The sequence below is a fragment of the Labrys sp. E2SS-1L genome, assembly GCF_057073705.1.
This window is the reverse complement of record NZ_CP172712.1, coordinates 5,079,341-5,095,016: the sequence shown is the minus strand read 5'-3', so window position 1 is coordinate 5,095,016 and position 15,676 is coordinate 5,079,341. Positions and strand designations below refer to the sequence as shown.

Here is a 15,676-nt window from a genome sequence, read left to right as displayed (position 1 = left end):
TCATATTGCCTGGGTAGGCACTCGGCGATCACCACATGTGATCAATTGATCTGATCGTAAGGAAGCGACCAGAAACGTTCGGTACGAATCTGTGTGTATTTTTGGGCCAGGAGGCCAGTTAAGCACCTGAATTTGACGGCATAGTGGCAATAATTAAACAAAAATTAATTAAATTATATTTCTAATAGTTCGCAAATTAGGATATTATATTTGAAAATATACATTTAATTTCGATTTTAAGTTTTGTTTTCGCCAACTGACGCTGGCGATTTGCTTGCTGCCGGGTTGTCATCGACGACGGGACTCAGCGGGCACGGGCTCTCTTGTATTTCCGCGGTTGCTCGGCCGGAGGATCTGCCGCCGGCGGACTTGCCAACAAATCCACGGTTCGCTGCACCATCAGGGTGGTGGAGAAACGCTCGGAAGCAATTTGCCGGATGCGGTCCGCAAGGCTCGGATCCGAATGCCGCCAGTCGACGACGTGCCCGACCTTGGCGCACAAGGCGTCGAGATCGACGGCCTCGACCGTGTCGGTGGCCAGCCCCGTCACACCCGGCGTGAAGGTTTCGCAGGCGCCGCCTGCCGGGGTGGTCACCACCGGAATGCCAGCGAGCTGGGCTTCGATCAGCACGTTGGGCAGGCCCTCGAAACGCGACAGCAGCACGAAGGCATCCATCTTCGCCAGCCAATAGCCGACGCTGGCCGAACGGCCCACGAACAGGATCCGGTCGGCGATGCCGAGTTCGGCTGCACGCTGGCGTACGCGGGGCAGCAGAGGGCCGCTGCCGACCAGAACGAAGCGGGCATTCGGACGGGCCTCATGATAGGCGTGGACGAAATCGATCCAGAGTTCGGGGCGTTTGTCGACATCGATGCGGAAGACGCCGCCAATCGTCTCGGTGGCATCCGCGGTGCGGCGCTGGAATTTCTGCCAGCGCTCCTCGTCGGTCTCGTTCGGCTCGGGCGGCAGGTGCTCGACCCCGTTGTGAACGATGGTGAAACGCTCCTGCGGCAGGTCGAGCCACTCGCAATAGGCCTTGGCGGCCGCATGGCTGTTGCTCATGAACTCGACGCCGGGAATCCGAGCCAGGGCCCGATACATCGGCTCATATTCACCCCGGAACAGATGGGGCCGCAAAACCGGCGGCAGGCCGCGTACATTGAGGACGATGCGGGGGACGCCGGCCACGAGTGCCGCCAGGGCAGCGAACAGGACGGCGCCGTCCTGCCAGATATAGGCGACCTCGGTTTCGTGCCGCCGAAAATGCTCGACCAGGCGTTGCGTGCCGAAGGCCGCATGGACCGGCACCAGGGACAGCAAATGCCGGAGATCGCTCTCCTCGGGCACGAGTTCCGCCGGGCGGGCCGGCGTCATGTTGTCGATCTGATAGGCCTCGACCTGCTCGCAGGCGATCATGGGCAGAAAGAAGTCGTGATTGTTCTCGCGGCTAAGCGATTTGACCACGACCTGAATCGGACCGCGGATCTGCCGGCCGGAGATGCTGCCGTTTTCGCGCCGGGTGCGTTCCAGCCGGGCTGCGGTTCGGGCAAGCTGGCGTTCCGCTCCGCCGGTGCCGAGGCTGCCTGTGATAAGCGAGACGGAGCCGAGCCGGCCTGGCGCCACCGAACGCACGGATCGGTTGCGGAAGATGTCGATGGCCGCCCTCAGCACCACGATGCGGGCGGGGATGCCGCAGGTCTGCCAGTCCGGTACGTGCCGGCCGAGCACCTCCATACCCTTGCGCAACTCCTCGGCCATGACCGAGGCGTTCTTGGGGGCTTGCCCGGTCGCCAGCAGCCGGTCCAGGATCAACAGGGCTTCGGTTAATTCTCCCCATTCGCGCAACCGCTTGGCATAGACGAGCGGCGCGTTCTTGGAGTCCGGGAAATCGGCCAGGGTTGAGACGAACAGCGCCTTGGCTTTGGCGATTTCACGCAGTTCGACGAAAAGCTCGGCCTTGCCGAGGCGACGATCGACGTCCGAGGGCACGCCGGGGTAATGACGCTCGAGGATCTCGAGCCCCTCGGCAATGCGCTGATGCCGCGACAGCCAGCGCAGGCGATATTGCAGGGCCCGGTAATTGTCGGGGAATTTTTCGTGGACGCCGGTCCACAGCTCCAGCATGCCCTCGCGGACACGGGTCATCTCGGCGACGAGAGCGTGGGAGAGATTGACGTCCAACTCCCCCGGAAAGCGGGAGAGCAGATATTTCAGGCGCGGCAGCGCAACCTGGGCGGTTTCGACATTGTCGGCACGCTTGACCAGATCGGCGCATTCGGCGCGCACGGCTTGCGAATAGACGTCGGAAGCGGAAAACCAAGCGTGGCCATTTTCATGGACCGCGAGTAAAGGCACCTCGGCGGTCTCCGACGATGGAAATCTGTTAGGTTTCAAGAGTGCCTGTCCCGTGGTTGCCCATGTATAGATTCCATACTCAATCATTAATTCCATAAAGATCAGATAATCTTTACAAAAGAATGACGCAAGTAAGGCAACTATTTGGTTTTCAACTGATGATTATCTAGGCGACTACAGAAAGAAATTTGGACTGTTTCTGTGAACAATTCCAATTTCGCTCGTTTTCCCCTCGGGCGGCATCATGTCCGTTTTGGACGGTTGGTGGTTGCGGCGCGTGGCGATGGATCGCCCCGCATGACCGCGCCGAATGGCCGCTCGGTACAGGCTCTGCGGATATTGCAATGCAGCAATGTCCGCGCAGCCGGATAGAGCGTCGGGGCTCTGGCTGTTGGATGGGCAGCGTGAGCGAGGGGTACTGCTGCGCCCAGAAACGTCGATAGCGCACAGGCCACTTTCGCCATCCGTCCTCCGATTCAACCAATGCCCCATACGGCACGATTCATCAGTACCTATGGCATTGCCAACCTCAGCGAGTCGGCTTTTTAGACTCATCGAAAATGGATTGCAAGCTTATAATGTTCTCCCCTTGGTGAAGCCAGCTTTGAATGGTTGCAAATAGGCTGATCAAACCCCATTTTGTTCATCTATATGAACGATATGGGTATAACAGAAGAAATATGCTGTATTTACACTGACCATATTCTGACCATATTGTGTATGTTGAGTTTGATTGGCTGACTGTTGATGAATCTTTTATGACCGGGGTGTGATCAGTTGCGAGGCAGGGAAGTATGAGGCGGCTCGATTTCGGGCTGCCGTTCCACGTGTTTTGGCGCTGTGTCCGGACCGGTTGCCGTAGGGTGGGCAATCCAACACCAGCCTGTTGCGGCAAGGGATTTTGGCGGCTGGCCATCAACTTCATGACAACAAATCGGCAGGGGGTGGCGGGCACTTCGTGAGGTGCCGGAAGCTTGCTCGGATGTCTGGCAAAACCCGCCCTGCGGCCTTGGCCCGAGGCGGGTTGCGGCCGTCTGTCGTTACAAAACGTAAGGCATTTTGAATATGCCTTCTATCCAGAGTTCCTTAATCGAAAACACGATTGTTTTGATTCGGATCAAGATAAGGTAGAGCACATGTGTGGTATTGTTTGTGTTCTTGGCAACGAATCAGTGGCCATGCCGCTGGTGGATGCGTTGCGAAGACTGGAATATCGGGGGTATGATTCCGCCGGTATTGCGACCCTGGAAGGTGGCGCCATTGTCCGCCGGCGCGCCGAGGGCAAGCTGGTCAATCTCGAGGCCAAGCTCGGCCAGGCGCCGCTCAAGGGCACCAGCGGTATCGGCCATACGCGTTGGGCGACACACGGCAAGCCGACGGAGGACAATGCCCATCCTCATGCGACCGAGCGAGTGGCTGTCGTTCATAACGGCATCATCGAGAATTTCCGCGAGTTACGGGATGAATTGAGCGCAGATGGCGCCGATTTCCAGTCGGAAACCGATTCCGAGGTCATCGCGCATTTCGTCACGCGCGAGCTCGAGAAGGGCCAGTCGCCGATCGAGGCCGTGCAGGCCTGCCTCAAGCGCATTCGTGGTGCCTTCTCGCTCGGCTTCCTGTTTGCCGGGGAGGATGATCTCATCATCGGTGCCCGGCTGGGGCCGCCGCTGGCAGTCGGCTATGGCAACGGCGCGATGTTCCTGGGATCGGATGCTATCGCCCTCGGTCCACTGACGAATACTTTCGCTTATCTTGAGGATGGCGATAGTGTCGTGATTACTCGCTCCACCGCAACGATCTACGACGCCGGGTTCAATCAGGTCGAACGCCCCATCCAGAAGGCGGAGATTTCGGCGGCCATCGTCGAGAAGGGCAATTATCGCCATTTCATGGCCAAGGAGATCCACGAGCAGCCCGAGGTGATTTCCCATACCTTGGCTTCCCTGGTCGACATGACCAGCGAAACCGTTCGTTTGCCGGACCTGCCTTTCGATTGGAAGAACCTCAGTCGCCTGACCATCTCGGCCTGCGGTACGGCGTCCTTCGCCGGGCAGGTGGCGAAATACTGGTTCGAGCGCTATGCCCGCCTGCCGGTCGAGGTCGATATCGCCTCGGAATTTCGCTATCGCGAAGCGCCGCTCGAAAAGGGTGGATTGTCGCTCTTCGTCTCCCAATCGGGCGAAACCGCCGATACCATGGCGGCCTTGCGCTACTGCCAGGAGAATGGCCAGCATACGCTTGCCGTCGTCAATGTGCCGACCTCCACGATGTCGCGCGAGGCGGACGCCATGGTGCGCACGCTTGCCGGTCCCGAGATCGGCGTCGCCTCCACCAAGGCCTTCACCTGCCAGCTGGCCGTGCTCGCCTGCCTGGCGATCGGTGCGGGCAAGGCTCGCGGGACGCTGACGCCCGAGGCGGAAAAGGAACTGGTGCAGGCCCTGATCGAGGCACCGCGCCTGATGGCGGAGGCGCTCCGCCTCGATCATGAGATCGAGGCCTGCGCGCGCGATCTCTCCAAGGCCAAGGACGTGCTCTATCTCGGCCGCGGCACCAGTTTCCCGCTCGCTCTGGAAGGTGCGCTGAAACTCAAGGAAATCAGCTACATCCACGCCGAGGGTTATGCCGCGGGCGAACTCAAGCACGGCCCGATCGCGCTCATCGACGAGAGCATGCCGGTGGTGGTGATTGCTCCCTTCGATGCGATCTTCGAGAAGACCGTCTCGAACATGCAGGAGGTCGCCGCGCGCGGCGGGCGTATCATCCTGATCACAGACGAAGAAGGGGCCAAGGCCGCTTCGCTTCCGGGCGCCAAGACCATCGTGATGCCGGTAATGCCGTCGGTGGTTTCGCCACTGGTCTATTCCGTGCCGATCCAGCTTCTGGCCTATCATGCAGCAGTGCTGATCGGCGCGGATGTCGACCAGCCGCGCAACCTCGCCAAGAGTGTGACGGTGGAGTAGGCGCCGGACCGGCAAAGCGTTCGGCGATTTGACGGGAGACCTTGAATCGCGAGGACGCGTCGAAACGGAGAGACGGAGCAAAACGGCGCCCTGCGATGAAGACGTTTTGCTCGTGAGACCGCGGCATCGGGCCGGAATGACGCTGTAAAAAGGCAGTTCGACCGGCCCGATGCATCTGCAGGTAAGATCAGTAACGCGGAAACAATAACTGAGGCGCTGCAGGAATGATGCTGCAGCCATGCCTCGAAACCTCAGGGTTATCACATGAGCCGCAAATATTTCGGCACGGACGGCATCCGTGGCCTGGCCAATAGTGTCATTACGCCGGAACTGGCGATGAAGGTCGGCATGGCGGCCGGCCTCGCCTTCCAGCGCGGCGACCACCGCCATCGCGTGGTGATCGGCAAGGATACCCGCCTGTCGGGCTACATGATCGAGAATGCGCTGGTGGCGGGCTTTACCGCCGTCGGCGTCGACGTGATGCTGCTGGGCCCGATGCCCACCCCGGCTGTCGCCATGCTCACCAATTCGCTGCGCTGCGATATCGGCGTGATGATTTCGGCCTCGCACAATCCCTATGAAGATAACGGCATCAAGCTGTTCGGTCCCGACGGCTTCAAGCTCTCCGACGAGACCGAGCGTGCCATCGAGGCGCTGATCGACACCAACCTGTCCTCGCGGCTGGCCGGCTCGCGCGATCTCGGCCGGGCCCGCCGCATCGACGACGTGCATGCCCGCTATATCGAATTCGCCAAGCGCACCTTGCCGCGCGGTTTGCGCCTCGACGGCCTCCGGGTGGTGGTCGACTGCGCCAATGGCGCCGCCTACAAGGTCGCCCCGGAAGCCTTGTGGGAACTCGGCGCCGACGTGATTACCATTGGTGTCGAGCCTGACGGTTTCAACATCAACCGGGATGTCGGCTCGACCGCGCCGAGGGCTCTCGCCCAGAAAGTGCGGGATCTGCGCGGCGATATCGGCATCGCCCTCGACGGTGACGCCGATCGCGTCCTCATGGTCGACGAGAAGGGGCATGTCATCGACGGCGACCAGCTGATGGCGGTGGTGGCCTCGGACTGGAAGGACGAGGGCAAGCTCACCCAGCCCGGCATCGTCGCCACGGTGATGTCCAATCTCGGCCTGGAGCGCTATCTCGGCGGGCTCGGCCTGCAGCTCGAGCGCACGGCGGTCGGCGACCGCTACGTGCTCGAACGCATGCGGGCGCAGGGCTACAATGTCGGCGGCGAGCAGTCGGGCCACATCATCCTGTCCGATTTCGCCACCACCGGCGACGGCCTGGTCGCCGCCTTGCAGGTGCTGGCGGTGCTCAAGAAGGCCGATCGCCCGGTCAGCGAGGTCTGCCACCGCTTCGACCCGCTGCCGCAGATCCTCAAGAACGTGCGGATTCGTCGTCGCAAGGTGCTTGATGATCCCAAGGTCGCTGCCGTGATCGAGGGCGCGCGCAAGCAGCTCGGCGATGGCGGCCGCCTGGTCATCCGTCCCTCCGGTACCGAACCGGTCATTCGCGTCATGGCCGAGGCCGACGACCGTGCGAATGTCGAGACTGCCGTGGACGAGGTGATCGACGCCATCACCAAGGCCGCCGCCTGATTCTTTCGGGGGGCGGATCGGAAGATTCGCCCCCACGATTGCAATCAGGTCGCAGGGAGTGGCCATTAGACCTTGCGTCAACGCAAAGCTGGTTTGCTCGGCTGCGCAGGCACAGGGATGCTGGCTCGACCGTTCAGCGCGCGAATTTGCGTATGAGCGCGACCAGTTGGGGCTCGTCGATCAGCAGGGCGGCGTCCTCCGGTGAGAGCCATTTGCGCAAACGCTGGGTCTCCTCCGGCCAGCTTTCGAGTTCGTTTTCGACCTTCAGCGGATAGACGTCGACCTCCACCATGCCGAAATGGCTCTTGAAGCGCTTCCAATAGCGATATTGGCCGATCGGCTTGCGCTTGATCTTGCCGAGGATGCCGGCTTCCTCCAGAGCTTCGCGCTCGGCCCATTTCCAGGTCTTGGGGCCCTCGGCCCAGCCTTTGGGAATGATGAAGCGGCGGGTCTGACGCGAGGTGAGCACCAGCACCTCGATGCCGCCGCCCTTGCGCCGGCGAAAAGGCAGGGCGGCGACCTGCCGAAGCGGGGTGCCGCTTGTCAGCGCCTTTTGATTCTTGCCCCTCGGCTTCGCCATCGCCGCCCCCCCGCTCAGGCGCCGTGTTTGCGGATGGCGGCCGAGATCTGCGCCAGGCCCTGCTTCAGCTCGTCCTCGAGCGGATAGGCAAAGCCGATGCGCAGATGGTTGCGTGGCATTTCGAACCAGTGCCCGGGACCGACATAGGTGCCGAAGCTCTCCAGCAGATCCTTGTAGAAGGCGTCGAAGTCGAAGCCAGCCTGATGGCGGAAGCGAGGAAAGCAGACCACGCCGCCCTTGGGCCCCACCCATTGGAGCTTGGGGTCGCCCGCGATCCAGTCGCGCATGATGGCGAGGCGGTCGGCGATCAATCCGGCCTGTTCCTCGAGAAAAGGGCCGCGTTGTTCGAGCACGCTGCCGGCGATCCATTCGTCCACCACGCTGCCGCAGATGCCGATCTGTTCCTTGGCGGCGAGGAAGCGCTCCTGCAGCTCGGCGTCGCGCGTGATGATCCAGCCGACGCGGATGCCCGGCACGCCATAGGCCTTGGAGAGCGAGGAGACGCTGATGGCGGCCGGGCTCAGCGAGGCCGCCACCGGCAGGATCCCGCCATGGCTGAGGTCGCGATAGGTTTCGTCGACCAGCAGCTTGCAGCCGGCCTGCTCGACCAGGGCGATCAGCCCTTCGAGTTCGGCCCGGCCGAGCATGGTGCCGGTCGGATTATGCGGACAGGTCACGCTGACATAGCGGGTTTGCGGCTTGATCGCCTCGGCGACCTTGGCAAGGTCGAGCGCAAAGCCCTGGTCGAAATCGAGATCGACATAGGTGATCGCGCAGCCGATCGCACGGGGCGTCTCGATATTGGTGGCGTAATTGGGCCTGACCACGACGAGATGGTCGCTCGGCGACAGCAATGTCGTGGCGATGATGAACAGGGCGCCGGCCGCGCCCGCGGTGACGAGTACATCGTCGGGCGAGAGGCGTTCGGCCTGCGAGGCGATCAGGCGGCGCAGGCGCTCCTCACCGCGATGTTCGCCGTAGAACAGCGTGAGATCGGGAATATCGAGGCCGAAATCGGAGAGTTTCCTGTCGCGGACCGAGCTCTCTGAGAGGTTGTAGCGGATACGGTCATAGCCATACTCCTCCGGCGCCTCCTTCTCGATCACCATGCGGGCATATTTCATCGCTGTTTCTCCCGCTCAGGATTTCGCTGCGAAGCGGGTGAGTGCCTCGAGGGTGGCATCGACCTCGGCCATGCTGGTGTAGTGCGACAGGCCGAGACGAGCGACGCCGCCGCTCTCGCGCAGGCCGAGGGCACCCGACGCCTCATGCGCATAGAAATCGCCGGCCCAGCCGAAGATGTTCTGGGCAGCAAGGTGCTCCATGGTCGCCTGCGGTGTCCGGCTTTCCAGGCGGAAGCTGAAGGTCGGCACGCGCGCATCGAGCCGGTTGCGGCTGGCAATGCCGAAGAGCCTGAGCCCGGCGATGTCGGCGATGCCGGCCAGGAAGCGGTCCATCAGCCCGGCTTCATAGGCCGTGGCGGCCTGCAGCCCGGCCACGATGCGGCTGCGGAGCGGCTGGCTAGCCTCCACGCCGCCGAAAGCCTCGCCGAGCCAGGCCATATGCTCGATAGCGGCCTGCGTGCCGGCGAGTGCCTCGAAGGACGGCGTGCCCGGCGCAAGACGCCAGGGCATGTCGGTCGAGGCAGGACGGACCTTGAGGGGGACCAACCTGTCGCGCAGGTCGGCCCGGACATAGAGCACGCCGGCATGGGGGCCGAAGAACTTGTAGGCCGAGCAGGCGAGGAGGTCGCAGCCGATCGCCTTGACGTCGACCGGAATATGCGGGGTCGACTGCACCGCATCCACCATTGTCACCGCGCCCACCGCCTTGCCGGCGGCGACGATGCGGGCGACGTCATTGATGGTGCCGAACATGTTGCTGGCATGGTTGCAGGCCACCAGCCGGGTGCGTGGCCCGATCAGCCGGTCGAGCGCCTCATAGCGATATTCGTAGGTCTCCGGATCGAAATCGAGCCAGCGTACGGTGACGCCGCGTTCCTCGGCGGCGATCAGCCAGGGGCCGACATTGCCGTCATGGTCCATGCGAGTGAGGACGATCTCGTCGCCTTCCTGCCAGTCGCGCGCGATCATGCGCGAGAAATGGAAGAGCAGCGAGGTGCTGTTCAGCCCGTATACGATCTCGTCAGCCGCCGCGCCGAGCAGGGCTGCGGCTGCCTGATAGGCTCCGGCGAGGATATGATCGCTATCCTGCGAGGTGCGGAAGGGACCGCCTTCGTTGGCGCAGCTGTCGACCAGCACGCGCGTCATCGCCTCGACGACGCGACGCGGTACCTGCGAGCCACCGGGCGCGTCGAGATAGATGCGTGGCTTGCCGTCGTCGCGGAGTGAAAGCGCCGGGAAGGTCGCCCGAACGGCGTGGATATCCCAGGGACTTGTGGTCACGGTCAAATCCTTCCTGGCGTCAGCGGCTGGCGCGCAAAGCGGGAGCCCGCGTGGACAGGCAGGCGAGCACCTGCTCGTGCAAGGCCGGCGTGGCGCTGGCCGCAATGGCCTGGCGGCCGGAGCGGATGGTCAGTTCCTCACCCTGCCAGGTGCTGATGACGCCGCCGGCATTGCGGATGATCGGGACCAGCGCGCAATAGTCGAAGGCATCGAGCCCGCCATCGGTGCTGATGTCGAGCGCGCCATCGGCGACGCGGCCATAGGCATGGCAGCCGCCGCCATAGACGCACCAGCGTGTCTGGCTGCGCAGATCCTGGAACGCAGCCTGTTCGGCCGCGTCGAAGGGCTCGGGATTGCCATTGGCCAGGATCGCGTTTGCCAGTTCGGTGCAGGCGCGCGTGCGGATTGGCTTGCCGTTCAGCGTGCTGGGAATGCCGTCGGCGCCGATCCAACGTTCACGGGTGACGGGATTGTCGATCACGCCGAGCACCGGCACGCCGCGAAAAGCGAGGGCGACCAGGGTGCCGAAGGTCGGGATGCCGGTGATGAAGGCCTTGGTGCCGTCGATGGGGTCGATCACCCAGACCCATTCGGCATCGAGATCGGCCGGTTCGAATTCCTCGCCGAGAATGCCGTGTTGAGGGTATTGCTGCGCGATCCGGGCGCGCAGCGCGGTTTCGACCCGCCGATCGATCTCGGTGACGGGGCTGGCATCGTCCTTGGTAAGAAAATCGCGCTGATTGGCGAGGGCCTCGCGGATGATGGCGCCGCTGGCGTCGGCGAGGGTGCCGGCGAAGGTGGTGAAGGCTTCGAGATCAGGTCGCTGCATGGGAGCTTTCGGCAAGGTTGGGATGTGTCTGGACGAGGGGACGTCTATGCCGGCTCAGCCGATGCTCCAGGGCACGCAGGGCCGAGGTGAGGACATAGGTGATGACGAGGTAAATCAGCGCGGCGGTGATAAAGAGCTCATAGGGAGCGAAGGTGCGTGCCACGATGGTGTTGGCGACGCCGGTGAGCTCCATCACGGTGATGGTGCTGGCGAGCGAGGTCGACTTCAGCATGCTGACGACCTCGTTGCCATAGGCCGGCAAGGCCAGGCGGAAGGCATGGGGCAGGATGATGCTGCGATAGGCCAGCGCCGTCGACATACCGCAGGCCCGGGCTGCCTCGATCTCGCCCGCCGGCACGGCCTGGATGGCGCCGCGCAGGATATAGGCGGTATAGGCTGCGGTGTTCAGGCTGAAGGTGAGGATGGCGCAGACCGAGGCCTGGCGCAGATAGGGCCAAAGGGCGCTGTCGCGCACCACATCGAACTGGGCGAGGCCGTAATAGACCAGGAAGATCTGGACCAACAGCGGCGTGCCCCGGAAGAAATAGATGTAGCAATGCAGGATCAGGCGCACCACGCCATTGCCGTTGATGCGCAGGATTGCCACCGGAATGGCAATGAGCATGCCGCAGGCGAGCGAAGCGGCCAGGAGCTGCAACGTGATCGCCGTGCCTTTGAGCAAAGCGGGCAGGCTTTCGAGCATGAGGTCGAAGTTCATTGCGCGAGCTTCCTTTCGCCGCGCGCGGCCCAGCGCTCGAGGGCGTCCACCGCCGAGGTGTTGACGATCGTCAGGATGAGATAGGCGAAGGCGGCGATGACGTAGAAACGGAAGGGGTCCCCGGCCACCGAGGTCGCCATGGAGCTGACGCGCATGATCTCCTCCAGGCCAACGATCGAGATAAGCGAGGTGTCCTTGATCAGGGAGATCCAGTTGTTGCCGAGGCCCGGCAGGGCGTAGCGCCACATCAGGGGCAGGCGGATATGGATGAAGCTGGTCAGGGACGGCATGCCGAAGGCCTGGGCTGCCTCGACCTCGCCCTTGGGGATGGCGAGGAAGGCGCCGCGCAGCACCTCGGAGGCATAGCCGCCGAAGACCAGGCTGAGCGCGAAGACACCGGCCGGCAGCGCCGGGATCTCGACATAGGCGGCGTCGGGACGGATGGCCTTCATCAAGGCCGTCAGCGCAACGGTGCCGCCGAAATAGACGATCAGGATGATCAGGAGTTCGGGCGTGCCGCGCACGACCACGGCAAAGCCCCGGCCGAGGCCGCGCAGGAAGGCGTTGGAGGATAGTTGTGCCAGCGCCCCCAGCATGGCCCAGACGAAGCCGAGCAGCAGCGAGAGCACGGCGACCTCGATGGTCACCAGCAAGCCGAAGGCGATCTGCGTCCCCCAGCCCAAGAAGAAATCCATGGCCAACACGCTCCGACGGCGGGGTTGGAAGAGAAGCCAGCGCAGCTGACGGCGAGGCGTTTGCTTGTGGCTCGTGTCCCGTCATCCCCGGCGCCACCGGAGGTGGCGGGAAGGGGATCCAGGGGTCGTTGGTCGAGCCCTTCAGCCCCTGGATCCCCTTTCCCATGGCCTACGGCCATGCCGGGGATGACGGAACATATGCCTGCCAGCGCAGCCTTACTGGGTCGCCGCCGGCAGCACGCTGAACGACCAGTATTTGTCGTTGATGGCCTTGAAGGCCCCGTCGGCGAACATTGCCTTCAGGGCGCCGTCGACCTCGTCGCGCAGCTTGGCATCGTCCTTCCTCAGGCCGATGCCGACGCCGGGCCCGAAGAACTCCACGTCGTTGATCTCGGGGCCGACGAAGGCGTAGTCCTTGCCGCGCGGCTTATCGAGGAAGTCCTGGGCGAGCTTGATCGGCCCGGCAAACACCAGGTCGACGCGCTTGGAGGTGAGATCCAGCAACATGTTGTCGACGGTGTCGTAGAGCACGATGTCCGCGTCGGGGAACTTGTCGCGCATGTATTTCTCATAGGTCGAGGAGCGCTGGATGGCGATCGCCTTGCCCTTGATCCCATCCGGGTTGGCCTTGCCGTCCGCCGTCAGCGGGGCGAGGCTGGAGCCTTTGGCTGCGATGAAGCGGGCGGTGGAGGAGCGGTAGGGCAGGCTGAACTCGATGCTCTTCTTGCGCTCGGCGGTGATCGACATGCTGGCGGCCAGCAGGTCGAACTTGCCCGCCATCAGGGCTGGGATCAGCGAATCGAAGGGCTGGCACACGAAGCTGATGTCGGCGCCGATGCGCTTGCCGACTTCGCGGGCGACATCGACGTCGAAGCCCTGCAGGGTGCCGCTGGCATCCTTGAAGTTGAAGGGCGGGTAGGTGCATTCGCTGCCGACCCGAAGTTCCCGGGCCTGGGCCATGGTCGCCAGGCAGGCGAGGGCGCCGGCGGCCATGAGCATGGTGATCTTCTTCATGGAATTCCCCTCCATTGTTCTCGAAGTTCTGGATGTCTCGTCAGAGCACGCGCTGCAGAAATGCGCGGCAGCGCTCGGATTTCGGCGCACCGAACACCTCGGCCGGCGGGCCGCGCTCCTCGATCACGCCCTTGTGCAGGAAGACGACTTCGGCCGAGATCTCGCGGGCGAAGGCCATTTCATGGGTGACCACGATCATGGTACGGCCTTCCTCGGCCAAGGTGCGCATGACGCCGAGCACCTCGCCGACCAGTTCGGGATCGAGGGCCGAGGTCGGCTCGTCGAACAGCATCAGCCGCGGTTCCATGGCGAGGGCGCGCGCAATGGCGACGCGCTGCTGCTGGCCGCCGGAGATATGGGCCGGATAATGCGAGCGCTTCTCCCACAGGCCGACCTTGGCGAGATAGGCCTCGCCCCGCTCCAGAGCCTCGCGTTTGGACAGGCCGAGCACCTTGATCGGCGCGATGGTGACGTTCTCCAGCACCGTGAGCTGGCTCCAGAGATTGAAGTTCTGGAACACCATGCCCATGCGGCTGCGCAGGCGGTTGATCTGCCTGGCATTCAGCTTGGTGCGGTCGCCGCGCCGGTCGAGCGTGATCTCCTCGCCCTCCACGGCGATGGAGCCGGCGCTCGGGATTTCCAGGAGGTTCATGCAGCGCAGGAAGGTGCTCTTGCCCGAGCCGGAGGCACCGATCATCGAGATGACGTCATGCGTGCGGGCAGTGAGATCGACGCCGCTCAGCACCTCCAGCGTGCCGAAACTCTTGCGAATACCCGTCGCGCTGAGCACGACTTGTTCTTGATTCCCCATGGAATTTCCCGTGCTCCAGAACAGAACGCGTTCAAGTGCGAACGCTTGTTTGCTCTGGCTCTTTGGTTGGACGCGTCTTTGCGATTCTTGGTGACGCCTTCAAATCGCAAAACGCTATAGCGCGGTGGTGTTCGCACGAGAGTGGGCGACTTGCCGGCCGTGCCCAAGAGCCAATTTCCGGTGGCGATGCAGTCCAATTCCGCCGCGGGGCGCAGGCTCAGCCGAGCTCTTCGATGGTGCGGGCCAGGATTTCGGCATAGCGGCGAATGCGCTTGACCGGATTGTTGCCGAAGCCGAGCACGAAGCCATGCCGCTTCAGCGTGCTGCGGCAATAGCGCGAGAGGGGCGGGCAATCCATTTCGTGATCGAGCAGTCGCTTCGAGACGGCGCGATCGTCAAAGGGCCGGGGCGACCGGATGGTGAGATGGAGCCCCGCCTTGACGTCCGGAACGAGGAAGTCGCCGCCGAGATAGCTGCGCAGGCCGTCCGCGAGCGTCCCCGCTCTTTCGCGATAGATCGCCCGCATGCGCCGCAGATGCGAGGCCAGATGGCCCGAACGCATGAATTCGGCGACGAGAGCCTGATCCGGCAACGGCGCATAGAAGGAGAAGATGCGCTGGGCCAGCTTGAAGGCCTCGATCAGCTCCTGAGGGGCAACCAGATAGGCAAGCCTCAGGCCGGGTGCCAGCACCCGGTTGAAGGAGCTGGTATAGACCACGCGGCCGGAATTGCCGGCATGGAGCGGCGGGACGGGTGCGCCCGACCAGCGGATCTCGCTGTTGAAGTCATCCTCCAGGACCCAACCGTCTTCGGCCGCCGCCCAGTCGAGCAGGGCCTGGCGGCGAGCGGCGGACATGGTGCAGCCGAAGGGGAATTGTTCGACAGCCGAGACGATGGCAAGGCGTGCCGGTGACGCGGCATGGTCATGGGCTGCGATGTCGAAACCGTCGTCGTCGACGGGAACGGGCTCGACCCGCAGGCCGCAGGCCGTGAGGGTCGCCAGTTGGGTGACATGGCCGGGATCCTCCAGCAGCACGCGATCGCCCTGGTTCAGCAGCACGTGGGCGGTCATGGCGGCTGCCTGCACCGTGCTGGAGAAGATGATGACCTGCTCGGGGCGGCAGACGATGCCGCGTGTCTCCTCCAGATAGGCGGCGATCTGACGGCTAAGCGGCAGGGTGGCCCGGGCATAATCGTAGCCGGTGTGGGAGGCGGCATGGGCACGCCAGTGCTGCCCGGCAAGGCGGGCGAAAACCTCGTAGGGAAATTCGTTGAGAGCGGGAATGCCCGGGCTGAGGCCGAACCGCTCGATGCGCTCGGGCGGCACGTCGAGGGCGAGCAGGGCCTCGGCATGGATGGAGGGACGAGCAGGCCGCTCGTCGCCCCCCGGCATCGCGACGGGCGGACGTGGCAGGTGATCCTCCGGAAAGACCTGCTCCACGAAAGTGCCCGCGCCGAGCCGCTTCTGCAGATAGCCTTCCGTCGCCAGCTTCTCATAGGCGAGCACTACTGTGTTGCGGGAGATGGCGAGTTCATCCGACAGCATGCGGCTCGGCGGCAGCCGCGCGCCGCGCGGGATCCGTCCATCGGCGATCAGGCCGCGCAATTGGGCGAAGAGCTGCTGATAGAGGGGGATGGCGGAGCCACGCTCTAAGGCGATCAGGTTCCAGGCAGGATAGTTAAAGACTTCCATCGGCATC

12 protein-coding genes are annotated in these 15,676 nt (G+C 63.4%); 2 read left to right on the top strand and 10 right to left on the bottom strand.

Translation table 11 applies throughout. From position 1 onward, the window contains the following. Positions 1–304: 304 nt before the first annotated feature. Positions 305–2,356, bottom strand: a complete 2,052-nt coding sequence (locus tag ACIGJE_RS23820; protein WP_483678823.1) for a glycosyltransferase — start codon at positions 2,354–2,356, stop codon at positions 305–307. A gap of 1,136 nt (positions 2,357–3,492) precedes the next feature. Between ACIGJE_RS23820 and glmS the strand changes: the two genes are divergently transcribed. Beyond that, positions 3,493–5,316 (top strand): glutamine--fructose-6-phosphate transaminase (isomerizing), encoded by a 1,824-nt coding sequence (gene glmS / locus ACIGJE_RS23815; protein ID WP_311944593.1) that lies wholly within the window; start codon positions 3,493–3,495, stop codon positions 5,314–5,316. Positions 5,317–5,580: 264 nt separating this feature from the next. Next, positions 5,581–6,924: a phosphoglucosamine mutase gene (gene glmM, locus ACIGJE_RS23810; protein ID WP_440728118.1), complete on the top strand. Its 1,344-nt coding sequence runs from the start codon at positions 5,581–5,583 to the stop codon at positions 6,922–6,924. 133 nt (positions 6,925–7,057) lie between these two features. Here the strand turns inward: glmM and ACIGJE_RS23805 are convergent, their stop codons facing one another. The 9 genes from ACIGJE_RS23805 to pdxR form a co-directional block, all read right to left on the bottom strand. After that, complete coding sequence (locus tag ACIGJE_RS23805) at positions 7,058–7,504, bottom strand: NUDIX hydrolase (RefSeq protein WP_311944595.1); 447 nt, start codon at positions 7,502–7,504, stop codon at positions 7,058–7,060. 14 nt (positions 7,505–7,518) lie between these two features. Further along, positions 7,519–8,628 carry an aminotransferase class I/II-fold pyridoxal phosphate-dependent enzyme gene (locus ACIGJE_RS23800; RefSeq protein WP_367626735.1) on the bottom strand — a complete coding sequence of 370 codons (1,110 nt, stop codon included), beginning with the start codon at positions 8,626–8,628 and terminating at the stop codon, positions 7,519–7,521. 15 nt (positions 8,629–8,643) lie between these two features. After that, a complete protein-coding gene (locus ACIGJE_RS23795; protein ID WP_415080485.1) occupies positions 8,644–9,909 on the bottom strand; it encodes a cysteine desulfurase-like protein in 1,266 nt (421 codons plus the stop codon). 19 nt (positions 9,910–9,928) lie between these two features. Further along, entirely contained in the window at positions 9,929–10,738 is an 810-nt protein-coding gene (locus tag ACIGJE_RS23790; protein WP_415080486.1) for an inositol monophosphatase family protein, read from the bottom strand. Continuing rightward, the gene (locus tag ACIGJE_RS23785; RefSeq protein WP_415080487.1) at positions 10,725–11,456 is read right to left on the bottom strand and encodes an ABC transporter permease; all 732 of its coding nucleotides are present in this window, start codon (positions 11,454–11,456) and stop codon (positions 10,725–10,727) included. Before ACIGJE_RS23785 ends, ACIGJE_RS23790 begins: the two co-directional genes overlap by 14 nt. Then, positions 11,453–12,151, bottom strand: coding sequence for an ABC transporter permease (locus ACIGJE_RS23780; protein WP_415080488.1), 699 nt, complete (start codon positions 12,149–12,151; stop codon positions 11,453–11,455). The genes ACIGJE_RS23785 and ACIGJE_RS23780 overlap by 4 nt, the downstream gene beginning before the upstream one ends. Before the next feature lie 216 nt (positions 12,152–12,367). Further along, on the bottom strand, positions 12,368–13,165 hold the full coding sequence (locus ACIGJE_RS23775) for an ABC transporter substrate-binding protein (RefSeq protein ID WP_311944605.1): 798 nt from the start codon (positions 13,163–13,165) through the stop codon (positions 12,368–12,370). A 40-nt stretch (positions 13,166–13,205) separates the two neighbouring features. Beyond that, positions 13,206–13,976, bottom strand: a complete 771-nt coding sequence (locus ACIGJE_RS23770) for an ABC transporter ATP-binding protein (protein ID WP_367626739.1) — start codon at positions 13,974–13,976, stop codon at positions 13,206–13,208. A gap of 217 nt (positions 13,977–14,193) precedes the next feature. After that, the gene (gene pdxR / locus ACIGJE_RS23765; protein ID WP_415080489.1) at positions 14,194–15,669 is read right to left on the bottom strand and encodes a MocR-like pyridoxine biosynthesis transcription factor PdxR; all 1,476 of its coding nucleotides are present in this window, start codon (positions 15,667–15,669) and stop codon (positions 14,194–14,196) included. Positions 15,670–15,676: the final 7 nt, after the last annotated feature.